Genomic DNA, 25,425 nt, shown 5'->3' with positions numbered 1-25,425 from the left:
TGTTTCAGTAACTTTTTGATTGCAGGCGCAGGTGCAAAACCCATAATGCGTGGTTCAACACCCACCGTGGTTGCCGCAATAATTTTGGCACGTGGCTTCAGTTGGTATTGAGCAACTGCTTCATCTGAAGCGATCAATAGCGCTGCCGCACCATCGTTAATGCCTGAGGCATTGCCTGCTGTGACCGTACCTTCTGCCTTCACAACACCTTTGAGTTTCGTTAATGCTTCAATGGTGGTGGATGCACGTGGATGTTCATCCGTATCTACAACGATCGCGTCACCTTTATGTTGTGGAATGCTGACAGCAACGATTTCGTGTTTAAAAAAGCCTTTGGCTTGCGCTGCTGCTGTCCGTTGTTGGCTCACCAAGGCAAACTGGTCTTGATCAATACGATTGATATTAAATTGCTCTGCCACGTTCTCCGCAGTCTGTGGCATGGTCTCTACACCATACAGTTCTTTCAGCTTTGGATTGATAAAACGCCAACCCATGGTGGTGTCTTCAATTTTTTGGCTACGACCAAAAGCACTGTCAGACTTACCCATGACATAGGGCGCACGGCTCATACTCTCGACACCACCTGCAATGATCAGATTTGCTTCACCTGCTTTAATCGCACGCGCTGCCATCGCAATCGCATCTAAGGATGAACCACAAAGACGGTTCACTGTGGTTGCAGGGACTTGATATGGCAAGCCTGCGAGTAGAGCGGACATACGACCGACATTACGATTGTCTTCACCTGCTTGATTGGCACAACCATAGATCACATCATCCACTTGTTGCCAATCCACGGTTGGATTTCGTTGTATTAAGGCTTGAATCGGAACTGCCCCAAGGTCATCCGCACGTACAGGGGCTAAACCACCTGCATAACGTCCGAATGGAGTGCGAATCGCATCAATGATATAAGCGTTTTTCATATTTTTCCCTTTATCTAAAATCCCTCCCAACCTCCCTTTAATAAAGGGAGGAGTTCCCCTCTTTTTAAAGAGGGGTTAGGGGAGATTCATTATCCTTGTGTCGCATCAATCAATTGAGCACCCGTCAACGCCTGTAGTTCTTCAAAACTCAGACCATCTACTTTCTCAATCACTGTTAAACCGTCTTTGGTCACATCAATCACACACAGATCGGTATAGATACGATCGACACATTTCAAACCGGTTGCTGGATAAGAAAGCGCTTCAACAATCTTTGGTTCGCCTTGTTTGGTGACATGGTCGGTGGTGATAAAGACTTTCTTTGCACCCACGGCCAAATCCATTGCACCACCCACAGCAGGAATCGCATCGGCAGCACCTGTATGCCAATTGGCAAGGTCACCGTTGGCTGCGACTTGGAAAGCGCCTAAAACTGCAATATCTAAATGACCACCACGCATCATGGCAAAGGAATCACCGTGATGGAAAAAGCTTCCACCTGTGAGCATGGTCACATATTCTTTACCTGCATTAATCAGTTCAGGGTCTTCTTCACCTTTGGCTGGTGCTGGGCCAAATGCCAATAAACCATTTTCAGAATGTAGAAAGACATCTTTATCCGCAGGTAAGTAGTTCGAAATCTTGGTGGGTAAACCAATGCCTAAATTGACATAGGCACCATCAGGAATATCTTGTGCAACACGTTCTGCAATTTGGTCACGGCTGAGTTTTTGATAGCTCATTGTTATTCTCCTTATTGCGCAGTGACAGGTGATGCTGCTTCAACAGCAACCACATGCTGAACAAAAATCCCTGGGGTAATAATGTGTTCAGGATCAAGCTGACCGAGTTCAACCACTTCAGAAACTTGAGCAATCGTGACATCAGCAGCCATCGCCATAATAGGTCCAAAGTTACGTGCCGATTTATTGAAAACCAGATTGCCCCAACGATCGCCTTTGTAGGCTTTGATCAAGGCAAAGTCAGCCTTAATTGGGTATTCAAGCACATAGTCTTTCCCCTCGATATGACGGGTTTCTTTGCCTTCTGCCAATAATGTTCCAAAGCCTGTCGGCGTAAATACAGCACCTAAGCCCATACCTGCGGCTTGGATACGGCAAGCGAGATTGCCTTGTGGCACGAGTTCTAATTCAATCTTGCCTGCATGGTAAAGTTCATCGAACACCCATGAATCAGATTGACGAGGGAAAGAACATATGATTTTACGGACTGCACCTGTTTTTAGGAGTTTGGCAAGACCATAGTCACCATTGCCTGCATTGTTATTCACAATAACAAGGTCTTTGATACCGAGTTCAATCAGACCATCGATGAGTTCTGCGGGTTGTCCTGCAGTTCCGAAGCCACCAATCATGATGGTTGAGCCATTTTGGATTTGGGAGAGTGCTTCAACCAGTGAAGCTTGTGATTTGTCGATCATAATAAATTCATCCTACAATCAAGTCTTTCTGATCTGTTTTTCAGAAGATGACTGGGTCATTACAGTATTTGGGTGAGCATGAGGATTTAAGAGAATTTGAGCAATAACACCGATACAGATGCCCCAAAAAACTGAGCTCAGCCCTAAAAAGTGCATTCCTGAAACCGTTGCAAGAAATGTGATTAATGCTGCATCACGCTGATTATCATCTTTCATCGCAATCATGACATTTGTCCCGATCGCCCCAAGCAGGGCTAATCCTGCTAAAGCTGCGATGAGTTCTTTGGGAAGAAGGCTAAAGAGCGTGACAATACTGCCAGCAAATAAGCCACCTAAAATATAGAAAATACCGTTGGCAACACCTGCGATATAACGCTTCTCTTGGAGTTCATGGGCGTCTTTACCCATACATAAAGCAGCAGTAATTGCAGCAAGTACAATCGTAATTCCACCTACACAAGCGACTGCAAGTGAGGTAATACTTGATGCTGTAATAATCGGTTTAGCAGGAGTGTCATAACCACTTAATTTCATAATGGCCATACCCGGCAAGAATTGCCCTGTTAAACTCACGAGAATTAAAGGTAAAGCCAAGTTGAATGTAGAGTGCCAAGTCCATTCAGGAAAAATAAAATGGGGGATAGCAAAGTTAAACTGCATTTCAACAGGATTCATTTTTCCCAAGAATAAACTGAGTGAAACACCACATAGCAATACCCAAAGCATGGTGTAACGAGGTGAATATCGTTTTGCTAATATATAACAAAGCAACATGCTGAAAACGATCAAAGGCATGGAATCAGTTGCTACAAATAATCCGAGCCCAAACTGAAATAAAATCCCTGCCATCATGCCTGCTGCGATCCCTTGAGGAATCCATTTCAACAATTTATCGAAATAGCCTGTAACCCCAACAATAAAAATAACGATGGCGGTGGTAATATAAGCAGCAACAACTTCATTCAAACTGATATTGGGGAATAAGGTCACGAGAAGGGCTGTACCGGGTGCAGACCAAGCTGTAATAACAGGTGTTTTATAACGAATCGAAAGGTAGATGCCTGCAACTGCTGCCCCAATCGAAATTCCCCAAATCCATGAAATCATCATTTCTGTAGAGATATTGGCTTTTTGTGCTGCTTGGAAAAAGATAATAAGCGGACCAGAATATGAGATCAGAACCGCTAAAAATCCAGCGATCGTTGCGGAAATAGACCAATCATCCTTTAAATTCTTCAACAGGGTTGTCATAGTGCCTCCTTGCAAGATTTCCTGCTGTTTAGATCAGAATTAGCCCTGATCACCACCACCCACTGCAATGACACTTCCAGTCATATAAGACGATTCATCTGATGCAAGAAAAACAATGGCGTTGACTTGTTCATCAATCGTGCCATAACGTCCCATCAGACTTCGTTCTTTGGTTTGATCTACAACCTGTTGCATCCAAACTTTTTCATCTTCGGTCAGTGGAGTTGAATTACGAGGCACTTTACGTGGTGGAGCATCTGTTCCACCTGTTGCAATCGCGTTTACACGAATTCCATCTTTCGCGTGCTCAAATGCAAGGGATGCAGTAAGCGCATTGACACCCCCTTTTGCTGCTGAATAAGGAATTCGGTTGATACCACGCGTTGCAATAGAAGAGACATTTACGATGACACCGCTTTTTTCCTTCAACATTTCTGGCAATACAGCACGGCAACACCATAAAGTTGGAAACAATGAGCGATTGATTTCTTTAATGATTTCTTCTTCACTAAAAGCATCATAGGGCTTCATCCAAATTGCGCCACCGACATTGTTAATCAGAACATCAACACGACCGAAATGCTCAATTGCTTGATTTACAACGGTCTGGGCGCCAACAAAAGTTTCCAAATCTGTTTTGACTGTGATCGCCACGCCACCTGAACGCATAATTTCATGAGCAACTTCATCCACCAAATCTGAACGATCAGCTAAAATCACTTGTCCATTTTCAGCAGCAATTCTAAGTGCAACACCGCGACCAATCCCTTGTGCCGCACCTGTAACAATCACTATTTTGTCTTTGAATCTATCTGGAAAAATCATGCTCACCTCCAATTTAATTAATTCGCTGAGAATTTTTCAAATAAGAAATTGGCAGGTTTAATGCCTTCTTGATCTAACCAACCACGAACAGCTTCAACCATTGGTACTGGGCCACATAAGTAAATGTCGACATCACCATGATTCAACCAGTCATTTTCAATATGACCTGTGACATAACCTTTACGTTCATGTTGACTGTCTGGGTTTGCGACGACAGTACGATACTCAAACCACGAGTATTTATTTTGAAGTTCTTCTAACTTTTCAAGAGCGACTAAATCAAAGTCATTGGTTACACCAAAAACCATACGAATAGGGTGCTCAGACCCTTTTTCTTCAAGGATTTGAAGCATCGACATAAATGGCGCAATGCCTGTACCACCAGCGAGCATTAATACTGGGCGAGTCACATGACGCAGATAGAAACTGCCAAATGGACCAGTAAAACTCATTTTGTCACCCGCTTTTGCATTTTTACTGAGGAACTCGCTCATCTGTCCATTCGGTACATTACGAACAACGAAACCCGTTAAACGATTGCCAGGTTTTGAACTAAAAGAATAAGAGCGTGTTTCAGTCGTATTTGGAATTCCTACATTGACGTATTGGCCTGCAAGGAAATGAATCTCTGGCTGCCCATCATCCAGTTGAATATCAAAGGTAATTGTGGAGTCAGAAAGATTTTCGACACGTGATAAAGTACCTTGAAAGCTATGAATTTCTGTTTTGCAAACATCAGAAGAAGCTTGAATTTTGAATACTGCATCTGATTTTGGGCGACATTGGCAAGCAAGTATGTAGCCTTGTTCAGCTTCTTCAGGCGTTAAAGCGTCTTCAATATAGGTTTCTTCTGGCATGTCATAACGACCAGATTCACAGAATGCTCGACATGTACCACATGCACCATCTCGGCAATCCAAAGGAATATTAATCTTCTGGCGGTAGGCAGCATCAGATAAAGTTTCATCTTGTGCGACAGTAATAAATCGCGTTACGCCATCTTCAAATTGAAGTGCTACATTATGGTTAGACATGGCAATCATCCTATTTAAAAATTTTGATCTGGCTAACCCAACCAAAAAATCCATTTGGCTGGGCGGCTGGCTATAGATGATAAATATCAATAACTTGATTGATATAATCGTTCTTTAACACCACATATTTACTGAGGATTTTTGGTTGTTCAGCTGAAAAATCAATGACATAGCGAGACATACCAAAGTAGCTATAGTTGGTTTTGTAGCGGAAGCTCAAGGTATTCCAGTTGAAACGTACGGTGACTGTTTCACCATTACGTTCCACAATTTCAATATTGCAGATGTTGTGGCTGGTCCGTGTATCTGGCATCGTTGCTGATGAACGTTCGGTTTTGATACGAAATATGCGATCTTCCAATCCTTGGCGGTCTGGGTAGTAAATTAATGAAATTTCAGACTGAGGATTTTCGGTGAGTTTGTCGTCATCATCCCATGCAGGCATCCAAAAAGATGCTTCTGCTGCATAGCAATTCAGCCAATCGTCCCACTGTTCATCATCGAGAAAACGAGCTTCTTGATAGAGGAATTGAGTGATATTTTCTAAGGTCACTTTTTCTGCTGCGGTATTCATACGGCTTCCCCCTGAAATTGAGCTGCTGCCAATCGTTTTTCGATCGCAATTGCATTTTTCATAGAGGTCAACCAGTATTGATGCTGAGCAAGATATAAGCCCTCATCTTCAGTTTTAATACCACTGAGTTTTGGTTTTAGACCAATTTCGTTTGCTGCTTCATCAGGCCCATGAATCCAGTGTTTTGAACCACGACACATGTCATTCCATTCCAGTTCTAAGCCTGCATAACCTGCTTGGCATGCGCGGAACTCTTCCAAATCATCAGGCGTCGCCATTCCAGAAGCATTGAAGAAATCTTCATATTGACGGATACGGCGAGCACGAGCTTCAGTCGATTCTCCAACAGGCGCGATGCAGTAAATGGTGACTTCAGTTTTATTCACGCCAAGTGGACGGAGTACCCGAATTTGAGAGCCAAATTGATCCATCAAATAAACGTTAGGATATAGGCATAGATTTCGTGAGCGTTCGATCATCCATTTAGACATCGCAGTCCCGAATTTCTCGGTATATTCTTCTGCTTTGGGAAAATTCGGTCGATCTTCTGGGTTTGCCCATTGAGTCCATAGCAACATATGACCATGTTCAAAACCGTATGATCCACCACCTTGTTTGCCCCAAGAACCTGCACTCATTGCACGAATATTATCGCCTGCCTGAGCTTCTTTACGGTGTTGAGTCGTTGCAGCATAGTTCCAGTGAACGGCTGATACGTGATAGCCATCCGCACCATTTTCAGCGGTGAGCTTCCAGTTTCCTTCATAGGTGTAGCTTGAAGAACCACGTAAAACTTCTAAACCTTGTTCCGACTGACCAACAATCATGTCGATAATTTTACTTGTTTCACCCAAGAATTCTTCTAAAGATGGGACATCTGGGTTTAAGCTGCCAAATAAGAAACCCTTATAGTTTTCAAACTTTGCAACTTTTTTTAAGTCATGTGAACCATCTTGGTTGAAACAATCAGAATATCCAGCATCGCTTGGATCTTTTACTTTGAGCAATTTACCTGAGTTGTTAAATGTCCAACCATGGAAAGGGCACGTATAAGTCGCTTTATTACCGCGTTTATGTCTGCAAAGTTGTGCACCACGATGAGAACATGCATTGATCATTGCATTTAATTCACCGTTACGGTTACGCGCGATAATGATTGGCTGACGACCGATATAGGTGGTGTAAAAATCATTATTTTGGGGAATTTGGCTTTCATGTGCTAAATAAACCCAGTTACCTTCAAAGATGTATTTCATTTCAAGATCAAACAAGGCTTGATCAGTAAATACTGAACGATGCAGTTTGTATTCGCCCGTTTCTTCGTTATCTACAAGTAATTCATCAATTCGATCAAGATGGCTCGTATTAATTACAGGAATTCGTGGCATGTCCGTTCTCCGACTTTCCAAGCAAGGAAGTCCTGAGCTAACAAGTTTCTATTGCTAACTCAGTTCCTATTAAGCTGAGTTATGCGCTAGCGCGACGACGATCTACTTCAGTTGAAGGTGCTGTGGTAGCGTCTTTCACGAGTTCGATATTGAACGTGATATGTTTAAAGGGTTTATCCAGACCACGACCTTGAATTTCAGCTTGATCAGATACATCAATCGCGGTTGCCACTAAGCCATCACGGGTCGCAAAAGCAAAGTCATCCCATAAATATTGATCACCCTCAATGTTGAATTGAGTTGTTAATTTGCGGAAACCTGGTGCAGAAACAAAATAATGGACATGAGAAGGGCGGTTACCATGACGACCTAATTTGTTGAGTACAAATTGGGTTGTGCCTTCTGGTGGACAGCCATAACCTACAGGCATTGTGGTAAGCGCTACGTATTTGCCCTCAGCATCCGCCAAAATAGTACGACGTAAATTAAAATCGGATTGAGACTTATCGAAGAAAGAGTAGTTGCCTAAACTATTCGCATGCCAAACTTCAACCTTAGCACCTTCAATCACATTACCATCAGTATCAGTGACTGTACCTTCAATAATTAATGTGTCGATTTTGTCTGATTCAGAGCCATCGTCCATACGTGCAAAACCAACGGATTCAGGTGCGCCTGCAACATAAAGTGGACCTTCAATCGTACGTGGTGTACCGCCTGAAATACCTGCTTTAGCATCAGCTTCATCAGCATGTAAATCTAAATAATGTTCTAAACCCAAACCTGCCGCAAGTAAGCCTAATTCATTGGCTTGACCTGCATCTGTAAAATATTCGAGACCTTTCCATACTTCCGATGGTTGGATATCTAAATCTTCAATTGCTTGAAATAAATCACCTAATAAACGAACCACAATCGTTTGAACGCGTTGATCAACTGCAGCAGTTGCAGTATCAACATTCATTTGTTTAACGAGCGTATCGATTTCCTGACGGTTCATACTATTTCTCCTTGAGTATGCTTATAGCGTTAGTAGCGGGGGGAATCACCAAATTGTTTATTGTGATTTTGCCTTGCTACATTCCTTGTTTTAGCCTAGCGCTGAGAGGATATTGGTAATCTCAGAGCAATTAGATTCATATACGTTAATGATCATCTTCCCGAATCGATGATGGGTGACGATTCAACGCCATCACTTCAATATTCATGTAGGGATATAGAGGAAGATCTTGTAAAATGTCGTGCAGCTCTTCATTGCTTTCGACATCAAAAATACTGATGTTTGAATACTGACCTGTGATACGCCAAATGTGACGCCATTTACCTTGATGCTGTAAATCTTGTGAATACGCCTTTTCTACAGCTTTAATTTCATTAACTTGCTCAACTGGCATATCGAGTGGAATATGCACATCCATGCGAACCTGAAATAACATGCTTTTCTCCTTATGCTTTGCGTCGTAATTGCTCAATTTTGTCTTCATCGATCTCAATACCTAAACCTGCTGCTTGAGGTACAACCAATTCAAAATTTTCATATTGCAAAGGTGTTTTTAAGATATCTTCAGTGAGCAACAATGGCCCAAACAATTCTGTTCCAAATGCAAGGCTGTCAAAGGTGCTAAACGCATGTGCTGAGGCAATCGTTCCAATCGGACCTTCAAGCATCGTGCCACCATAAAGATCAATACCTGCAAGTTTTGCAATTTTTGCCACTTCACACGCTTCAATCAGACCGCCGGACTGTTCAACTTTTACGGCAAATACATCAGCCGCATGTTGTTGTGCTAAACGATAAGCACTGTCAGGACCTGTTAATGCTTCATCAGCCATAATCGCGACATCAAATCGCTGGGTTAAACGTCCGAGAACATTGGTTTGTTCAATTGCACAAGGTTGTTCAATTAAATCAATGCCACCATCCTGTAACTGTTGAATACCTTGGATACATTCCAATTCTGACCATGCACGATTTACATCGACACGAATACTGATCTCTGTACCTAAAGCCTTTTTAATGGCAATTACATGATCAACATCATGTTGCAGAGGATTAGAACCAATTTTTAACTTGAAAATATTGTGGCGTTTTAGCTCAATCATTTTCTTTGCTTCAGCAATATCTTTATCTGTATCGCCAGAAGCTAAAGTCCAAAGTACAGGCAAGCGATCACGCAAACGACCACCTAAAACCTCACTCAAAGGAAGGTTTAATTTTTTTGCTTGAATATCAAGAAGTGCTGTTTGAATGGCACATTTTGCAAATCGATTGCCATTAATACTTTTGCGAATTAACGTCAAAGTTTGTGCCACATTCAACGATTTTTTGATTGAAAGTAATAATGGTGCAAAGTAAGTATCGATATTTGCTTTTACACTTTCAGGACTTTCTTCACCATAGTTAAGCCCACCAATCGTGGTGGCTTCACCCCAACCAACCACCCCATTTTCTGCTGTTACTTTGACCAAAACTAAAGTTTGAGTCTGCATCGTAGTCACTGAAAGCTTGTGTGGACGAATGGTTGGAATATCAACTAATATGGTTTCGACAGATTTATACATTTCACACCATCACTGGTTCTTTATGTTCTTCCTATACCTTAAAAGAATGATTAAACTCTGTCTAAGACTGAATATGTATTTTTTTATACCTATTAGGTATGGAGGTAAGGAATGGAACTCAGATATCTACGCTATTTTGTCGCAGTGGTAGAAGAACAAAGCTTCACCAAAGCAGCAGAAAGGCTTTTCATTGCTCAACCACCATTGAGTAGGCAAATTCAAAACCTTGAAAATGAACTAGGTGTGCAACTTTTTGAGAGAGGCAGTCGACCACTTCAAACCACAACCGCAGGACAATTCCTTTATCAGCATGCGCTTAAACTTTTGTCTAATGCGGAAGAAGTCAAAAGTATGACCAAAAGAATTGGTCTCATCGAAAGAACTTTAACGATAGGTTTTGTCGGTTCATTACTGTTTGGTTTATTACCAAGAATTATTTATCTCTACCGCCAACAACATCCACACTTAAACATTCAATTAATCGAATTGAGTACCACTGAACAAATCCAAGCGTTAAAGGAAGGACGAATAGATGTTGGATTTGGTCGATTAAGAATTAGTGATCCTGCGGTGAAACGTGTTTTATTGCGTAAAGAAAATTTGGTTGTCGCTGCTCATTCAAGCCATCCTTTGGCTCAACGAGTGGAGGGCGTTCATTTAGCAGATTTAGTTGATGAAAAACTTTTTGTTTATCCAAATACGCCAAAACCAAATTTTTCGACCCAGCTTATGAATATTTTTGCGGAGCACAGTTTAGTGCCAAAACATATTCGTGAATTGCGTGAAATCCAACTCGCATTAGGTTTGGTTGCGGCCGGAGAAGGAATTTGTATTATTCCAGCAAGTGCAGATACGATTCGATTTCCACATTTACTGTATATTCCTATTTTGGATAGTGGCGCGGTGAGTCCTATTTTTATTACTGCCAGAGCGATGGATAAAAGTGAAGATTTACAATCGCTATTTGATTCAATTTATCAGGTTTATGATTTAGAAGGAATAAAATACAATCGGACAATATTTGAATGGGGATAATTTAGAGCATAACTACGCATTGAATCGGTATAGTTGAACTGATATTTCCTTTAGATGTTCAATAACTAAATTAATTGTATTCTTCTTTTATATTTGAATTTATGAAACAAAGAATTTTTTTCTATTATTTTATATTTGAATGAACAACGGTATGATTTAACGAATTTGATTCATTTTGGATATGCTTATGGATGGTTTATCTGAATTCTCTTGGCAAAATATTAAATATAATTTTTACAAGACAGGGGTGCTTCCTGAGATCGTAGAGAGAGATTCGCCGATTCTGCAAGCATGGGAGCGATCTAAAAAAGCGGGTTTAAGTCCTTTTTCTAAACTGACCTCGTTACATGATTTTCCTGTTGATCATCTGTCTTGTGAGGATGTCAAATTTGCTGCGCTAGCTGAAGTGGTTTTAAATGATATTTGGCAGTTATTTGGACAACAGGATGTTAGTGTTTTTTTAATTAATCAACAGCTTAAAATTATTGCTGAACGACATAATCCTGATTTAGATGAGCAATATCATTTTCTAAGGACAGGTCGTGTGATTGATCCATCTATATTTGGTGCGATTGCACCGACATGCAGTGTTCTGTCCAAACAGCCGCTGATTATGACGGGACATCAGCATTATTTAGATGAGTTTGCCAATTATTCTTGTGCTTCTGTGCCTATTTTTAATGGAACAGGAGAGGTTTTAGGGGCATTGGATATCACTTCACCACAAGGACTTTTGGCAAGTAATTGGCTTCGGCATTTACTCTATCAAAGTTATGTTTTAGAAAATAAAATAATTCTTTCTGAACTTAGACTGAATCAGCGAGTACTCTATTTTCAACACTCAAAAGACCTACTTGAAAATGCTTATACTGGCATGATCGTGCTGGATGATCATGGACAAACTGTGAAAGCCAACCAAATGGCATTGAAATTACTCAATTGTTCGATCCAGCTGTTACTACATCGTTCTATTCATGATTTCTTTTTAACAGAGCACTTGAACCAGTTCGACGCGAGTGATCCATTTTTTATTCAAAGTCATGATCATGCATTTTTCTATGCACAGTTGCATATTTTGCATAGAACAGCACAAACCGAAAAAATCGCTGTACAGCCTGTGCTTGATCAGGCATTAAAAGCATTAAAAGCAGATATTCCAGTACTGATTACGGGTGAGACAGGTACGGGTAAAGACCATTTCGCACAGCAATTGCATCAGAAGTTGGATGCTCATTTACCTTTTATTTCTATTAACTGTGGTGCGATTCCTGATCATTTGTTGGAAGCGGAGCTGTTTGGTTATTAGGGTGGTGCTTTTACTGGAGCAAAAACACAAGGTGAAAAAGGTCTCATCGAAATGGCAGATCGAGGGATATTATTTCTCGATGAAATTGGTGACTTAGCTTTGCATTTACAGGTCAAAATTTTAAGAGTCTTGCAAGATCAGCAGTTTTATCGTGTCGGTGGACGTAAGCCGATTAAGTCTGCATTTAAATTATTATGTGCAACCCATCAGGATCTGAAAACGAAAATTGCACAGCAGTCATTCCGTAGTGATTTATATTATCGGATTTGTGGTTTTCAAGTGTATTTGGAACCTTTACGTTTACGTCAGGATAAGCAGGACATTTTCTACAAAATTCTACACCAGTTTGGTATCTTGGAATGGTCAGCCCAAGTTGAGCAGCAGTTTAAAGCCCATGCTTGGTCAGGGAATATTCGTGAGCTGATTCATATCGTGAGGTTGTCAATTGCATTTAAGGAAAGTGAAGTCTTAAATCAGCTTTATTTACCTGAGTCCCAGCCCTTGTTACGTCCTCACACTATCAATCAACCTACTTTCGATGGTGAAAACAAGAATTTAAATGCCATGACCAAACATATGGTCATACAGGTGCTTAATGAGGAAAATGGCAATATTGCTCGCACTGCCAAACGTCTCAATATCTCAAGAACAACAGTATATAAATACATCAGCAGTTAAGCATTATTGAGTAGCTTAATTTTAATGAAATTTTGCCTTAACCTTTAGTTTTTGATTACTGCTATTTAAATGCCGCGACGTTTCAGACTTCTATTATAAGTTCAGCATATTAAGTGCAATTTATTTCGATGAGTTTTTAAGGTATTAATGTAGAAAAAGGATTGTCCAATAACTGGACAGTCCTTTTTTAATATGTCTAATTTATGGACATGATAAGACTATTTAAATTAATAAATTGTTGATTTTAAATAATTAAAATTATGGCATGTAAACTGCAATAATTCTATGACTCATACTTGATCTAGAAGGACTCTTGATAATTTCTGGCAAATGATCAACGGATTTAAATGCCATTAAAAAGTTCAAGAAAAGAGATGAGTCATTAAGGATAATTTGAATAAAAGGAAACATATTATGCATTTTAGGAATAAAAATGCGTTACTTCTCATGCTGGGTGGTTTACTCGCTCAACATAGCCATGCGATTGATGTGAATGCGGGGGATTATACGGCTTTACCGAGTGGAACCAATGTCGGTGTTTTTTATTATCAACATGGTGAAATGGATGGTTACTATCAAAAGGGCGATAAAGCCCGTGCTGAATCCAAATCTGATATTGGGATTGCACGCTTTATTCATTACACGGATATCGCAGGCTTACGAGCGACCCCGCAAGTAGTTATACCTTTTGGATCGGTGCGTAATACTCAAATTGGGGATGCGCATTTAAATAATGCATCGGGTTTTGCTGACCCCATCATTGCCTCCGCTTTTTGGTTCATCAATCAACCTGAACAGGGCGTTTCTGGTCGCTATCTTGCAGTTACGCCATTTATTTATTTGCCGCTTGGGCAATACGATAAAAATGATGCCGTCAACCTTGGTGAAAACCGTTTTAAATATGATTTGCAGTTGGCTTGGGTACAACCGCTTTATGGCAAATTGGGTTTTGAGTTTTATCAAGATGCAATTTGGTATGGCGATAATGATGAAGCGGGTAGTGGCAATCAGACACTGTCTCAAGACACCAGTTATCAAACACAGGTCAATTTACGTTATGACCTGAATGCCAAGCAACGGATTGCGCTGGGTTATGCTGCCAACTATGGTGGCGATCAGTCACTAGATGGCATTCAGCTTAAACAGAACATGGAAAAACAACAAGCAAGAGTTGAATTCCAGCAAATGATCAATTCCAAAACGCAATTGAGTGCGCAGTTGGTTTCGGACACTCAAGTCGAAAGCGGATTTAAGAAAGATTTAGGACTGAATTTTCGACTTTTTTACATTTTTTAATTCAGAACACATGCGATGGCAACACATGAATTGTTTCAGTTTTGCGACTATGAAATTTGAACAATAAATGAATTGTCTAAATAAATTTTAAGAGGTCATGATGTCTATATTAGCAAAAGAGATTTGGGATAAAAAACTGTTCAACGGTTCATGGCAGCCAGCTCAGCAGACTTATCACGTGGTGGAAGTGGCTACGGGTCAAGGACTGGGTGAAATTGGTTATGCTTCCGCTCAAGATGTGGTGGAGGCAGCTCAACAAGCAAAAATTACCCAGCACCAGTGGTGGTCTTTGTCTTATCAAGAACGTCAAGCTGTATTTGAACGAGCAGTCGCTTTACTCACAGAACATCAAGCAGAGGTAATTGCATGGTTAGTGAAAGAAAGTGGTTCTTTACAGCTTAAAGCTGGGTTCGAAGTCAGTATTTCGATTCAAGTGCTTAAACATTGTATCGGTTTACCTGCTGCGGATCAGGGCACATTACTGCCGACTCAAAATGGCAAATTAAGCATCGCCAAACGCGTACCGCTTGGTGTTGTTGGGGTCATTTCACCGTTTAATTTCCCACTGTACTTAGCTTTACGTGCTGTAGCACCAGCTTTGGCATTGGGTAATGCCGTGGTACTGAAACCTGATGAACGGACAGCGGTGTGCAGTGGTTATGCGATTGCACGTATTTTTGAGCTTGCAGGTCTTCCAAAAGGTCTTCTACATATCTTACCGGGTGGAGCTGAAGTAGGGGAAGCACTCACTCTAGATAAAAATATTGCCAGTATTCAGTTTACAGGTTCAACGAATGTGGGACGCATTGTAGGCGCTAATGCTGCAAAAACGTTGAAGAAAGTATCGTTAGAGTTAGGTGGTAAAAACTCGCTGATTATTTTAGATGATGCTGATATTGAATTGGCGGCTGAAAATATTGCATGGGGAGCATTTTTGCATTCAGGTCAGATTTGTATGACTTCAGGCAAAATTCTGATCCATCAAAATATTTATGAACAAGTCAAACAGCGTGTGATTGAAAAAGTGAAAAACTTTGTGGTGGGCAACCCGTCAGAAAGCCATGTCACGATTGGTCCACTGATTAATGCCAAACAAGTGCAGCGTGTAGAACAATTGGTGAATGCTGCAGTTGCCGAAGGCGCAACATTGGAAATTGGCGGACGTGCCGATGGCGTCTTCTTTGAACCGACAGTTCTTGCAGGTGTGACTTCAAACAATTCAATTTTTAGTGAAGAAATTTTTGGTCCTGTTGCGGTGCTCATCCCTTTTAGTACAGATGAACAAGCGATTGAGTTAGCCAATGACGGTGACTATGGGCTTTCCGCAGGTGTGATTAGCTCAAATGTTGGGCGTGCTATGCAGCTTGGTGCACAGCTCAAAGTGGGTTTACTACACATCAATGACCAAACCGTAAATGATGAAACGGTCAATCCATTTGGTGGTTTCGGTGCATCAGGAAATGGAACGCGTATTGGTGGCCCTGCCAATGCAGATGAGTTTACCCAATGGCAATGGATGACCGTACAGGCTCAAGCGCCACATTATCCTTTTTAATAAATTGAATGACACATTACAGGAAGTAATTACATGAACGAAATGAAAGAAATGATTGCCGCAGTGACTGCATGTAAAGGTGCAGACTTTGAATTGCAACCGCTTAAAATTCGCCAGCCCCAAGGCGATGAAGTACTGGTAAAAGTGATTGCCACAGGCATGTGCCATACCGACTTAATTGTCCGCGATCAATATTATCCTGTGCCACTGCCTGCGGTGCTTGGACATGAGGGGGCGGGTATTATTGAGGCCATTGGCCCGAATGTCACTGATCTTCAAGTGGGCGATCACGTGGTTTTAACCTATGGTTACTGTGGGAAATGTACGCAGTGTAATACAGGTAATCCGGCTTATTGTGCAGAGTTTTTTGGGCGCAACTTTAGTGGCGCTGACCTAGAAGGGCACAGTGCAATTTGTACCCATGATCATGCTGTGGTGCATGATCACTTTTTTGCACAGTCCTCTTTTGCAACCCATGCCTTAAGCCGTGAAAATAATACGGTTAAAGTCACTAAAGATGTACCAATCGAGTTACTTGGACCTTTAGGCTGTGGCATTCAAACGGGTGCGGGTGCATGTATTAATGCACTTAAAGTCACACCAGCAAGTAGCTTTGTAACATGGGGCGCGGGTGCGGTTGGTTTAAGCGCATTGCTTGCGGCAAAAGTGTGTGGTGCTGCAATCATTATCGCCGTCGACATTGTCGAATCTCGTTTAGAACTGGCCAAACAATTGGGGGCAACTCATGTCATCAATAGTAAAACGCAAGATCCTGTCGCTGCGATCAAGGAAATTACGGGTGGCGGGATCAATTTTGCTTTGGAATCAACGGGACGACCTGAAATCTTAAAACAGGGTATTGATGCATTGGGTATTTTAGGCAAAATCGCGGTCGTTGGCGCGCCACCTTTAGGTACGACTGCTCAGTTTGATGTGAATGATTTATTACTCGGTGGAAAAACCATTCTGGGTGTAGTTGAAGGCAGTGGTTCACCGAAGAAATTTATTCCTGAGTTGGTCACGCTATATCAACAAGGTAAATTCCCGTTTGATCAGTTGGTGAAGTTCTATGCCTTTGATGACATCAATCAAGCTGCTATAGATAGCCAAATAGGGGTTACCCTTAAGCCAATTATCAAAATTGGCTAATTTTTGATGACCTGATCATATCGATGTGATCAGGTCATTTCATTTAAAAAATGTATAAATAATAAATTTAGGGAATAGATGAATGGCGGAGTCAATGCCAAAATATGTTCGCAAAACTTTGATATAGCGTTATCTAACTGGATTTACAACAGTGAAGTTTTGGAGGTATAAGTTTGATTCTGCAATCTATCTATTAAAAGAGGATTCTATCACTACGTAAAGCGAGTTTAATATCAATCATAATTGTTTCTCGAAACAGATTGATATTTCTGAGCTTGCTCCAATCGCCAGCGTGTTTTTTCATCAGCTACAGGTCCAGCGATAATCGCAACTTGATGAGGGTTCACGATTGCTTGAGTTTTTGAATTAATAATGGCGAAAGAAATAGGTATATGGCTGTTTTTTTCTACAGCTATCAGTTGTGGTGGAATTTGCTCCTCTTGATCAAATATATTACCTAATTGCAGCATCATTAAAATAACTAAACCAATTTTCTGGCCTTTAGGGGTTGGAACATATTCATAACGTTCTGGCTTAAATTGATATATTTTTTTTTCGATAAGCCCATTTTTTTCAAGAACTTTTAGCCGATCAGAAAGTGTTGCATTGGTAATGTTTGTTGAGTTTTTAAGCTCATCATATCGTCGTAAGCCTAATAATAAATCACGCATAATCAAAACGCCCCAGCGATCATTCAGTGCACTCATTACTTTGGCGATCGGGCAGTTCATACCATCAAAATCATTTGATTTCATAAAACTCCAAAAATATTTTCTAATTTTTCAGATGAATAGCTTAATTTAAAAACTTTATGTTTACAACTCTAATTATAAGAGTTATAAACTCAAAACACATATACTCTAATTATAAGAGTTAATTTTAAAAGGAAATGAGAGCATGACTTTAAGTAATAAAACCGCTTTAGTTACAGGAGCCTCTTCAGGTATTGGGGCTGCTTATGCAGATCAATTAGCCAGTCGAGGATATCATCTAATTTTAGTGGCTCGTCGTGAGGAGCGACTCCAGCAATTAGCACTAGAATTAAAACAAAAATATGCAAAAAATGTGGAAGTTATCGTTGCAGATTTAGCCAGCCCAGTAGAGTTGGAGTGGATATGTAATTGTATTCGGGATGTTGATCAATTGGATATGCTCGTAAACTGCGCTGGTTTGGGGGCTCTAGGAACCAGTCAGCAGGTCAATCCTCAATCGGTTGTTCAGATGTTACTAGTGAACGTCATTGCATTGACTCAATTATCTTTAGCTGCCGCTAAACGTTTTAGCCAACAACAATCAGGCAATATTATCAATATCGGCTCCATTCTTGCTGCAATGCCTGTTGCTGGTGCAGGTGCTTATAGTGGTTCTAAAGCATATGTATTGAATTTCTCTAAAGCCTTACAAGCAGAATTCAAAACTTCATCGGTTAAGGTTCAAGTGATCATGCCAGGACCCGTCAAAACGGAGTTTTTTACTCATACTCCAGCACCATTCCCAGAATCATTATTCATGCAACCAGAAACGCTTGTTGAGACTGCACTGATTGCATTAGATCAGGGAGAAGACGTTATTTTTCCTAATTTAGAAGATATGTCTTTATGGGAAAAATATGAAATTTCACGAGGAATTTTGGTAAAGGGATTAACACAATCGAATGCTATCCCTTCACGTTATCTATAAACCAATGTGAATAAACTTTAATTTAAATATAAGAGTAATTTGATATGCCAATGTGGAAAATATATCATCCTGAAAATGCTTTTAATGATGCAGATAAGCAACAACTTGCACAAAACATCACCGAACTATATTCATCATTTTTGCCAAAATTTTATGTAAATGTTTTTTTCCATCCGATAGCGCCAACAACTTGTTATATCGGTGGGCAAGAGAGTAATGACTTTGTTCGTGTTGCGATTGACCATATCGCACGCTCACTCACTTCTCCAGAAGCTCAACAGCAATTTTTGCAAGGTTGTACACAGGTTTTAAATCCATACGTTCATGAGAGAGGATTCCGTTGGGAATTACATGTCAATGAAACATCATTTGATTTATGGACAATTAATGGTTTTAAGCCGCCTTTACCCAATACAAAAGCTGAAGCGAAATGGAGAGCAGAGAATAAGCCTTCTGAATATTACCAATAAAGCTTTTATACGCAGTAGAAAATAATTTAACAAGGAAAGTAGCTTATGATAAATTTGATACTTTTCTTGTTCTTGTTCTTGTTCTTGTTCTTGTTCTTGTTCTTGTTCTTGTTCTTGTTCTTGTTCTTGTTCTTGTTCTTGTTCTAAGCTTTTGCTCATACTTCATATAAGGTAAGTTGTAAGGACTAGGATTGGCCAAAGTTGAAAATCTATTTTTAATATGAGAATATATTTTTATTTATATAAGTCATTGAAAAAATTAATTTTTATATATTTTTATTTATTGTTTTTACTCAATTGCTTTTGGTTCTAAGTAAAAATGCCTCTTTGTAGATATCTTAGTTAAGATAAATATTTTACCAAACGTTAAAAAAATTGCTTAAATTTCAACCTATCTCATTGAATTATATAAAATGCAATTGCATTAGGGAGTTAAATAATTTATTATTTAAATGGATGAAAAATGTACAATTTTAATTTATAAATAATCGTATAATTGTGACCTATTTTTAATTTGTGATTATAAAATGTTAATTTGTTCTCATTTTTGTTAGTATTGAAGAAAAGTATACAATAGAGATAATAATAATGAAGATATTACTTTCATTGCTTGTTGTTAGTTCTGTATTTTTTTTGGGTTATGCAGCATATGTAGATGCTCATACAAAAAACGCCAAGAACTTATTAGAATTGTCAATGATGCTGAACATAGCTTGAATACAATCCAACATAATCCAAATTATGTGAAGCACTCGCGTTTAACATCGTATCAACAAAATCAGTAATGATAAATACGAGTGCATAAATAGCATTCGAATAATTAGCTTCGGCTTTTTTTATGTGGTGATACTCAAGTTTTCGATAGAATCTGCTAAAATATTTACCATTAAATAAAAAGCTGCATCTCGTTATGCAGCTTTTTACATTTTGATAGCGGATTAAATTTGTATATCTTGTTGCAATTACAACGGTTTAACTGGCATGTAGATTGCTTTGTTGTCTTGTCTAGCATTTCATATATTCAAAAAAGATTGAAATGCAAGAGTACAAATTTCAAGTCCTAAGATCTCAGATTTTAACAGGTGCTATGTTATGACAACGCCTAATACTTCGGTTGGTGTTTTGGAACGCTTATTTAAATTAAGTGAGAACAAAACCAACTTTAGAACAGAAGTTTTAGCAGGTGTGACCACATTTTTGACTATGTGTTACATCATTATTGTAAACCCACTTATTCTTTCCGAAACAGGAATGGATCATGGTGCTGTGTTTGTTGCGACCTGTTTAGCTGCTGCTATTGGGTGTTTGGTTATGGGGATTGTTGCGAACTATCCTATCGCACTTGCACCAGGTATGGGCTTAAATGCCTATTTTACCTATTCTGTCTGTTTAGGGATGGGAGTGCCTTGGCAAACTGCACTTGCGGCTGTTTTTGTTTCAGGTTTAGTTTTCTTAGCAATAAGCTTCTTTAAAATCCGTGAAGCGATTGTGAATGCAATTCCGATGTCACTTAAATTTGCGATTGGTGGCGGTATTGGTTTATTTCTTGCCTTAATTGCACTCAAAAATGCAGGAATTATTGTTGATAATCCAGCGACTTTAGTGGGTTTAGGAAATATCAAGCAACCTACGGTTTTACTGGCTTTATTTGGCTTTTTAATGATTGTCGTTTTACACCAGTTAAAAGTTCGTGGTGCGATCATTATTAGTATTCTCGCAGTTACAGCAATCGCAACGGCTTTAGGCTTAAATGAATTTAAAGGTGTGGTTGGACAGATTCCATCGATTGCACCAACATTTATGCAAATGGATTTTGAAGGTCTGTTTACGAGCAGTATGGTTGGCGTGATTTTCGTCTTCTTTATTGTGGATTTATTTGACAGTACGGGTACTTTGGTTGGCGTGTCGCACCGTGCAGGATTGCTACAAGATGGTAAATTACCGCGTTTGAAGAAAGCTTTATTTGCTGATTCAACTGCGATTGTTGCAGGTGCCGCATTAGGTACGTCTTCAACAACACCGTATATTGAATCTGCATCGGGTGTTGCTGCGGGTGGTCGTACGGGTTTGACTGCCGTTGTCGTTGCATTGTTATTTATCTGTTGTTTATTCTTAGCACCATTAGCGCAATCTGTTCCAAGTTTTGCGACAGCCCCTGCGTTGTTGTTCATCGGTGTGTTGATGATTCAAGGAATCACACATATTGATTGGGATGATATTACTGAAGCAGTGCCTGCATTTTTAACGATTGTATTCATGCCATTTACCTATTCAATTGCGGATGGTATTGCAATGGGCTTTATTAGTTATGCATTAGTAAAATTATTTACAGGCAAAGCAAAAACAGTTCCTTACATGGTTTGGATTATTGCTGCACTGTGGGTATTTAAATTTATTGCATTTGGTGGCTAAGCCATTTAAAAGTTATTGATAAAACCTTTAAAGGGTGTACCGAACAGGCAACACCCTTTTTTATTTAGACGTGGAGTTAATATGAATCAAGTCGAGCTGATTCGTGCTTTACCCAAAGCCGAATTGCATGTGCATATTGAGGGGACTTTTGAACCAGAACTGATGTTTGCAATTGCACAGCGTAATCAGATTCAGATTCCGTATCAATCGGTTGAAGAAGTAAAGCAAGCGTATAACTTTCATAATCTTCAATCTTTTTTAGATATTTATTATGCTGGTGCGAACGTGCTGGTGTATGAACAAGATTTTTATGATCTGGCTTGGGCATATTTTGAGAAATGTGCTGAAGATCGTGTAGTGCATACAGAGATGTTCTTCGATCCACAAACACATACTGAGCGTGGGGTTGCATTTGCAACAGTGCTTGCAGGTTTAAAGCGTGCTTGTAAAGATGCTCAGGAAAAATTAGGGATTAGTTCTCAATTGATCATGTGTTTCTTACGTCATTTAAGTGAAGAAAAAGCATTTGAAACACTTGAGCAAGCTTTGCCATTTAAAGATGACATTATTGCAATTGGTTTAGATTCGAGTGAAGTCGGGCATCCTCCTTCGAAATTTGAGCGTGTTTTTGCCAAAGCGCGTGAAGCAGGTTTCTTGATCGTTGCACACGCAGGTGAAGAAGGCCCACCAGCATATATTTGGGAAGCTTTGGATTTACTCAAAGTAAACCGTATTGATCATGGTGTTCGCTCAGAAGAAGATGAGCAGCTAATGGCGCGTTTAATCGCAGAAAAAATGCCATTAACGGTTTGCCCTTTAAGTAATTTAAAGCTTTGTGTTGTCAATGACATGGGCGAGCATAACATCCGCCGTTTATTACAAAAAGGTGTGCATGTTACGGTGAATTCAGATGATCCTTCATATTTCGGTGGTTATATGAATGATAACTTTGTAGCAATTCAGCAGGCTTTAGATTTATCGAATGATGAGCTTAAGCAACTTGCAATTAACTCTTTTGAGGCGTCCTTTATTTCTGATGATGAAAAACAGAAATGGATTGCAGAAGTAAGAAAGATCTAAATCAAAAAAACCGCTGATGAAGCGGTTTTTTTACACATCAAGATTTATTTAGGCTGACGTAGCATGCTCATTAAGACATTATCTTTGTCAATAACATGGTGTTTAATTGCAGCTAAAGCGTGTCCAGCAATGAGTAGACCTGCAAACCATGATAAGTAGATATGTAAGGGTTTCACGATTTCAAGAAGATCAGGATTGTCTTGCACTAAGCGTGGAATTTCAAACAAATATAAAACAGGGGCAGGGTGTCCAGCACTCCAACTAAATAAACAGCCTGTAATGGGTAGTGCGAGTAGCATGAGATATAATAAGAAATGCCCAACATGTGCCAATATTTTCATGGTCGGAGACATTGTGTCAGGTAGCTGTGGTGCAGGGTGGGTATAACGCCAAAAAATTCGAATCATAACCAGAAAGATAATGGTGGTCGCTATATTTTTATGTAGTGTAATAACGTTCCCTTTAAAGCTTCCATCAACGTCATAGCTGAGAAAATTACCACTATAAAAGCCGATCAGCCAAGCGGTGATAAAAATAGCCGCCATCAGCCAGTGTAAAATTTGCGCTGTGCGTGTGTAATATTGTGCTGAGGTTGACATCGCAACATCCTAGCGGTGAGATATGAGTCTTTCAATTTTAAATAGCTCATTTTTCTGGATATACAGTGTATATGTAACAGAGCGTTTTATGCTTGGAACAGTAAGTGGGATGCAACGTCATTGTTATATTATGTAAAGAATCTACACAGTCATTTCTTTCAAGCAGCGCTTTAGGCACAATATGCCTGCCAAAATTTTGGATACAGGTTTGAGTTCGTGAAAAAATTATTATTTATTGTGCCTATGCTATTTGCTTTAAATGGATGTGTTGCACCTAATACCAATAATACCGCTGCAACAACATCTCAGCAGTTGGGTGTGACGGCATTAAAAATTGCAGTGAATGCGAAATGTATTAATGAGATCAATACATTACCTGCATGGAAAACAGCAACTCGTTTAATGACATCTGAGCAACGTGAAAACATTCAGACGAATGTATGTGGCTGTGTCAGTGAAAAAGCACCAAATAGTGTAACGACGATTGAATTGGCAACAGCCGCGCTTGACCCTACGGCACGTGCAACGATTGTGAATCAAGTTGTTTCTGAAACAGTAAATGCCTGTGTCGCAGAAGTATTGAAGAAATAATTCTGATGAAATACGCTGAGCAGAGCTAGGTTTGACTTGGTTCTGCTTTTTTATATGAAATTGATATAGTCTTGTAATTAGAGATCTTGCTAATAAATTTATATGATTAAATTATAAAAATACTTACCTTTAGAATAGGTTTTATATGAATAAGAACAAATTTTTTATTATTTTCTCTTTCTTTGCCTTATTGGCGTGTGTTGACGCACAAAGTGCCGAACCAACTAAATTGAAAATGGGGACGTCAGCAATACAATTTGTAGCACAAACAAAATGTAAACATGATCTGGATGATTTTGCAGCGTGGAAAATTGCAGCGAAGTTAATGAGTCATGATCAGAAACAACAAAAGAAGTCGCAGATTTGTAAATGTGTTGGTAAAAATGCACCTACAGTATTATCACCCTCTGAGCTTGCTTTAGCAGCTGTTGATTCGAAAGCAAGAACAACGTTAACAGGTGTTGCTGTTGCAAAAACCATGAATGCTTGTGTATCAGAAGTGCTAAAATAGTATGGTTTGAATAAGTTTTGATTAGCTGCGATACGCGGCTAATTTTTTGTGAGTAGTATAATGTTTATTGCTGGTGTAGATGAGGCAGGGCGAGGTCCCTTAATTGGTTCAGTGGTGGCTGCCGCAGTGATTTTAGATCCCAATAACCCAATTGAAGGTTTGAATGACTCTAAAAAATTGACTGAAAAAAAACGTGAAAAACTTTTTCTAGAAATACAAGAAAAAGCACTGGCTTGGTCAATTGCAGAAGCGACACATACTGAAATTGATGAGTTTAATATTTTACAAGCGACATTTTTGGCAATGCGCCGTGCAGTAGAAAGCTTAAAGATTCAGCCTGAAAAAGTGATTGTGGATGGCAACCAAATTCCGAAAGGAATAGAAATTTCGTGTGAAGCGATTGTCGGTGGAGATGCGAGCCATGCTGAGATTAGTGCAGCAAGTATTTTGGCAAAAGTTACCCGTGATCGTCAGATGTATGAACTTGATCAACAATACCCAAATTATGGTTTTGCTAAGCATAAAGGCTATCCAACAAAAGCTCATTTTGAAGCAATTGCTGCACATGGCGTGATTGATCAACATCGCCGTAGTTATGCACCAGTAAAAAGAGCTCTAAACTTGCTGTAAATTAAAATATAAATCTCTGAAATAAAAATAAAGCGACTAATATTAGTCGCTTTATTTATTGGAGAAGAATTCTGTACATTAACGATTGAAGTTATTATGTTGGGTGAAATCGTTATTATCTTCTTCATAAGAAAGTTGATAATCTTGATCAAGATGTTGTAAATGCTCATGCATGGCACGTTCATGTTGGATACGCTGGTAAATTTCTTCACGATGCACAGAAACTTCTTTTGGAGCATTTACTCCAATACGCACCTGATTGCCTTTTACGCCAAGCACAGTAACACTGACTTGATCCCCAATCATTAATGTTTCTCCGACACGACGAGTCAGAATCAGCATGTTTATCTCCTTGCTAAACGCTTAAACTTGCGATAGGGAATTCATTGTTTGAAAGCACAGCCTTAATATACAGAAAATTTTAACAGAAAT

At 39.6% G+C, this 25,425-nt stretch carries 25 protein-coding genes and 2 pseudogenes; 13 read left to right on the top strand and 14 right to left on the bottom strand.

The window, feature by feature from the left end; genetic code table 11:
• The 11 genes from C502_RS0107225 to C502_RS0107175 all read right to left on the bottom strand — a co-directional run.
• A partial coding sequence (locus C502_RS0107225; RefSeq protein WP_018678163.1) for an acetyl-CoA C-acyltransferase occupies window positions 1–926 on the bottom strand: 926 nt, incomplete at its 3' end.
• A gap of 89 nt (window positions 927–1,015) precedes the next feature.
• On the bottom strand, window positions 1,016–1,669 hold the full coding sequence (locus C502_RS0107220; protein WP_018678162.1) for a 3-oxoacid CoA-transferase subunit B: 654 nt from the start codon (window positions 1,667–1,669) through the stop codon (window positions 1,016–1,018).
• Between the two features lie 11 nt (window positions 1,670–1,680).
• Complete coding sequence (locus C502_RS0107215; protein ID WP_018678161.1) at window positions 1,681–2,367, bottom strand: 3-oxoacid CoA-transferase subunit A; 687 nt, start codon at window positions 2,365–2,367, stop codon at window positions 1,681–1,683.
• Between the two features lie 18 nt (window positions 2,368–2,385).
• Complete coding sequence (benE, locus tag C502_RS0107210; protein ID WP_018678160.1) at window positions 2,386–3,618, bottom strand: benzoate/H(+) symporter BenE; 1,233 nt, start codon at window positions 3,616–3,618, stop codon at window positions 2,386–2,388.
• Window positions 3,619–3,657: 39 nt separating this feature from the next.
• Window positions 3,658–4,443: a benzoate diol dehydrogenase BenD gene (benD, locus tag C502_RS0107205; RefSeq protein WP_018678159.1), complete on the bottom strand. Its 786-nt coding sequence runs from the start codon at window positions 4,441–4,443 to the stop codon at window positions 3,658–3,660.
• A gap of 17 nt (window positions 4,444–4,460) precedes the next feature.
• Entirely contained in the window at window positions 4,461–5,477 is a 1,017-nt protein-coding gene (benC, locus tag C502_RS0107200) for a benzoate 1,2-dioxygenase electron transfer component BenC (RefSeq protein WP_018678158.1), read from the bottom strand.
• 70 nt (window positions 5,478–5,547) lie between these two features.
• Window positions 5,548–6,051 carry a benzoate 1,2-dioxygenase small subunit gene (benB, locus tag C502_RS0107195; protein ID WP_018678157.1) on the bottom strand — a complete coding sequence of 168 codons (504 nt, stop codon included), beginning with the start codon at window positions 6,049–6,051 and terminating at the stop codon, window positions 5,548–5,550.
• On the bottom strand, window positions 6,048–7,439 hold the full coding sequence (gene benA / locus C502_RS0107190; protein ID WP_018678156.1) for a benzoate 1,2-dioxygenase large subunit: 1,392 nt from the start codon (window positions 7,437–7,439) through the stop codon (window positions 6,048–6,050). The genes benB and benA overlap by 4 nt, the downstream gene beginning before the upstream one ends.
• Before the next feature lie 79 nt (window positions 7,440–7,518).
• Window positions 7,519–8,439 carry a catechol 1,2-dioxygenase gene (gene catA, locus C502_RS0107185; RefSeq protein ID WP_018678155.1) on the bottom strand — a complete coding sequence of 307 codons (921 nt, stop codon included), beginning with the start codon at window positions 8,437–8,439 and terminating at the stop codon, window positions 7,519–7,521.
• 145 nt (window positions 8,440–8,584) lie between these two features.
• Complete coding sequence (gene catC / locus C502_RS0107180) at window positions 8,585–8,875, bottom strand: muconolactone Delta-isomerase (protein ID WP_018678154.1); 291 nt, start codon at window positions 8,873–8,875, stop codon at window positions 8,585–8,587.
• A gap of 10 nt (window positions 8,876–8,885) precedes the next feature.
• Window positions 8,886–10,001, bottom strand: coding sequence for a muconate/chloromuconate family cycloisomerase (locus C502_RS0107175; protein ID WP_018678153.1), 1,116 nt, complete (start codon window positions 9,999–10,001; stop codon window positions 8,886–8,888).
• A gap of 111 nt (window positions 10,002–10,112) precedes the next feature.
• On the opposite strand from C502_RS0107175, the gene C502_RS0107170 reads away from it, so the two are divergent.
• From C502_RS0107170 to C502_RS0107150, 5 genes and pseudogenes are all read left to right on the top strand, one after another.
• A complete protein-coding gene (locus tag C502_RS0107170) occupies window positions 10,113–11,036 on the top strand; it encodes a LysR family transcriptional regulator (RefSeq protein ID WP_018678152.1) in 924 nt (307 codons plus the stop codon).
• A 187-nt stretch (window positions 11,037–11,223) separates the two neighbouring features.
• Window positions 11,224–13,020: pseudogene (locus C502_RS18120) on the top strand (sigma-54-dependent Fis family transcriptional regulator).
• Between the two features lie 414 nt (window positions 13,021–13,434).
• Window positions 13,435–14,316, top strand: a complete 882-nt coding sequence (locus tag C502_RS0107160; RefSeq protein WP_018678149.1) for a transporter — start codon at window positions 13,435–13,437, stop codon at window positions 14,314–14,316.
• Window positions 14,317–14,416: 100 nt separating this feature from the next.
• A complete protein-coding gene (locus tag C502_RS0107155) occupies window positions 14,417–15,871 on the top strand; it encodes a benzaldehyde dehydrogenase (protein WP_018678148.1) in 1,455 nt (484 codons plus the stop codon).
• Window positions 15,872–15,904: 33 nt separating this feature from the next.
• On the top strand, window positions 15,905–17,020 hold the full coding sequence (locus C502_RS0107150; protein WP_018678147.1) for an NAD(P)-dependent alcohol dehydrogenase: 1,116 nt from the start codon (window positions 15,905–15,907) through the stop codon (window positions 17,018–17,020).
• Window positions 17,021–17,253: 233 nt separating this feature from the next.
• On the opposite strand, the gene C502_RS0107145 is transcribed toward C502_RS0107150, so the two are convergent.
• Window positions 17,254–17,775: a winged helix-turn-helix transcriptional regulator gene (locus tag C502_RS0107145; protein ID WP_018678146.1), complete on the bottom strand. Its 522-nt coding sequence runs from the start codon at window positions 17,773–17,775 to the stop codon at window positions 17,254–17,256.
• 142 nt (window positions 17,776–17,917) lie between these two features.
• Between C502_RS0107145 and C502_RS0107140 the strand changes: the two genes are divergently transcribed.
• The 5 genes and pseudogenes from C502_RS0107140 to C502_RS0107125 all read left to right on the top strand — a co-directional run bounded on the left by C502_RS0107140 (window position 17,918) and on the right by C502_RS0107125 (window position 22,662).
• The gene (locus tag C502_RS0107140; protein ID WP_018678145.1) at window positions 17,918–18,700 is read left to right on the top strand and encodes an SDR family NAD(P)-dependent oxidoreductase; all 783 of its coding nucleotides are present in this window, start codon (window positions 17,918–17,920) and stop codon (window positions 18,698–18,700) included.
• 50 nt (window positions 18,701–18,750) lie between these two features.
• Window positions 18,751–19,170 (top strand): tautomerase family protein, encoded by a 420-nt coding sequence (locus C502_RS0107135; protein WP_228129324.1) that lies wholly within the window; start codon window positions 18,751–18,753, stop codon window positions 19,168–19,170.
• 588 nt (window positions 19,171–19,758) lie between these two features.
• Window positions 19,759–19,955, top strand: a pseudogene (locus C502_RS19470) (hypothetical protein).
• Window positions 19,956–20,262: 307 nt separating this feature from the next.
• Window positions 20,263–21,582 carry an NCS2 family permease gene (locus C502_RS0107130; protein WP_018678143.1) on the top strand — a complete coding sequence of 440 codons (1,320 nt, stop codon included), beginning with the start codon at window positions 20,263–20,265 and terminating at the stop codon, window positions 21,580–21,582.
• Between the two features lie 81 nt (window positions 21,583–21,663).
• Window positions 21,664–22,662 carry an adenosine deaminase gene (locus C502_RS0107125; RefSeq protein WP_018678142.1) on the top strand — a complete coding sequence of 333 codons (999 nt, stop codon included), beginning with the start codon at window positions 21,664–21,666 and terminating at the stop codon, window positions 22,660–22,662.
• A 44-nt stretch (window positions 22,663–22,706) separates the two neighbouring features.
• Here the strand turns inward: C502_RS0107125 and C502_RS0107120 are convergent, their stop codons facing one another.
• On the bottom strand, window positions 22,707–23,261 hold the full coding sequence (locus C502_RS0107120) for a cytochrome b (RefSeq protein WP_018678141.1): 555 nt from the start codon (window positions 23,259–23,261) through the stop codon (window positions 22,707–22,709).
• 216 nt (window positions 23,262–23,477) lie between these two features.
• Between C502_RS0107120 and C502_RS0107115 the strand changes: the two genes are divergently transcribed.
• The 3 genes from C502_RS0107115 (at window position 23,478) to rnhB (ending at window position 24,993) form a co-directional block, all read left to right on the top strand.
• Complete coding sequence (locus tag C502_RS0107115) at window positions 23,478–23,852, top strand: hypothetical protein (RefSeq protein ID WP_023274539.1); 375 nt, start codon at window positions 23,478–23,480, stop codon at window positions 23,850–23,852.
• Window positions 23,853–23,997: 145 nt separating this feature from the next.
• On the top strand, window positions 23,998–24,363 hold the full coding sequence (locus tag C502_RS0107110) for a hypothetical protein (RefSeq protein ID WP_018678139.1): 366 nt from the start codon (window positions 23,998–24,000) through the stop codon (window positions 24,361–24,363).
• Window positions 24,364–24,423: 60 nt separating this feature from the next.
• A complete protein-coding gene (gene rnhB, locus C502_RS0107105; RefSeq protein ID WP_018678138.1) occupies window positions 24,424–24,993 on the top strand; it encodes a ribonuclease HII in 570 nt (189 codons plus the stop codon).
• A 78-nt stretch (window positions 24,994–25,071) separates the two neighbouring features.
• On the opposite strand, the gene csrA is transcribed toward rnhB, so the two are convergent.
• On the bottom strand, window positions 25,072–25,335 hold the full coding sequence (csrA, locus tag C502_RS0107100) for a carbon storage regulator CsrA (protein WP_018678137.1): 264 nt from the start codon (window positions 25,333–25,335) through the stop codon (window positions 25,072–25,074).
• Window positions 25,336–25,425 lie beyond the last annotated feature (90 nt).

The organism is Acinetobacter tjernbergiae DSM 14971 = CIP 107465 (genome assembly GCF_000374425.1).
Lineage (GTDB): Bacteria > Pseudomonadota > Gammaproteobacteria > Pseudomonadales > Moraxellaceae > Acinetobacter > Acinetobacter tjernbergiae.
The sequence above is the reverse complement of the archived record's forward strand: the minus strand, read 5'-3'. Positions and strand labels throughout refer to the sequence as shown.

Coding starts and splice junctions, on each gene's coding strand:
- C502_RS0107160 (WP_018678149.1), top strand. CDS start 13,435: ATGCATTTTAGGAATAAAAATGCGTTACTTCTCATGCTGGGTGGTTTA.
- C502_RS0107175 (WP_018678153.1), bottom strand. CDS start 10,001: ATGTATAAATCTGTCGAAACCATATTAGTTGATATTCCAACCATTCGT.
- catC (WP_018678154.1), bottom strand. CDS start 8,875: ATGTTATTTCAGGTTCGCATGGATGTGCATATTCCACTCGATATGCCA.
- benA (WP_018678156.1), bottom strand. CDS start 7,439: ATGCCACGAATTCCTGTAATTAATACGAGCCATCTTGATCGAATTGAT.
- C502_RS0107140 (WP_018678145.1), top strand. CDS start 17,918: ATGACTTTAAGTAATAAAACCGCTTTAGTTACAGGAGCCTCTTCAGGT.
- C502_RS0107170 (WP_018678152.1), top strand. CDS start 10,113: ATGGAACTCAGATATCTACGCTATTTTGTCGCAGTGGTAGAAGAACAA.
- C502_RS0107145 (WP_018678146.1), bottom strand. CDS start 17,775: ATGAAATCAAATGATTTTGATGGTATGAACTGCCCGATCGCCAAAGTA.
- C502_RS0107220 (WP_018678162.1), bottom strand. CDS start 1,669: ATGAGCTATCAAAAACTCAGCCGTGACCAAATTGCAGAACGTGTTGCA.
- catA (WP_018678155.1), bottom strand. CDS start 8,439: ATGAACCGTCAGGAAATCGATACGCTCGTTAAACAAATGAATGTTGAT.
- C502_RS0107130 (WP_018678143.1), top strand. CDS start 20,263: ATGACAACGCCTAATACTTCGGTTGGTGTTTTGGAACGCTTATTTAAA.
- C502_RS0107120 (WP_018678141.1), bottom strand. CDS start 23,261: ATGTCAACCTCAGCACAATATTACACACGCACAGCGCAAATTTTACAC.
- csrA (WP_018678137.1), bottom strand. CDS start 25,335: ATGCTGATTCTGACTCGTCGTGTCGGAGAAACATTAATGATTGGGGAT.
- C502_RS0107125 (WP_018678142.1), top strand. CDS start 21,664: ATGAATCAAGTCGAGCTGATTCGTGCTTTACCCAAAGCCGAATTGCAT.
- C502_RS0107155 (WP_018678148.1), top strand. CDS start 14,417: ATGTCTATATTAGCAAAAGAGATTTGGGATAAAAAACTGTTCAACGGT.
- C502_RS0107150 (WP_018678147.1), top strand. CDS start 15,905: ATGAACGAAATGAAAGAAATGATTGCCGCAGTGACTGCATGTAAAGGT.
- benB (WP_018678157.1), bottom strand. CDS start 6,051: ATGAATACCGCAGCAGAAAAAGTGACCTTAGAAAATATCACTCAATTC.
- benC (WP_018678158.1), bottom strand. CDS start 5,477: ATGTCTAACCATAATGTAGCACTTCAATTTGAAGATGGCGTAACGCGA.
- C502_RS0107135 (WP_228129324.1), top strand. CDS start 18,751: ATGTGGAAAATATATCATCCTGAAAATGCTTTTAATGATGCAGATAAG.
- benD (WP_018678159.1), bottom strand. CDS start 4,443: ATGATTTTTCCAGATAGATTCAAAGACAAAATAGTGATTGTTACAGGT.
- C502_RS0107215 (WP_018678161.1), bottom strand. CDS start 2,367: ATGATCGACAAATCACAAGCTTCACTGGTTGAAGCACTCTCCCAAATC.
- rnhB (WP_018678138.1), top strand. CDS start 24,424: ATGTTTATTGCTGGTGTAGATGAGGCAGGGCGAGGTCCCTTAATTGGT.
- benE (WP_018678160.1), bottom strand. CDS start 3,618: ATGACAACCCTGTTGAAGAATTTAAAGGATGATTGGTCTATTTCCGCA.
- C502_RS0107110 (WP_018678139.1), top strand. CDS start 23,998: ATGAATAAGAACAAATTTTTTATTATTTTCTCTTTCTTTGCCTTATTG.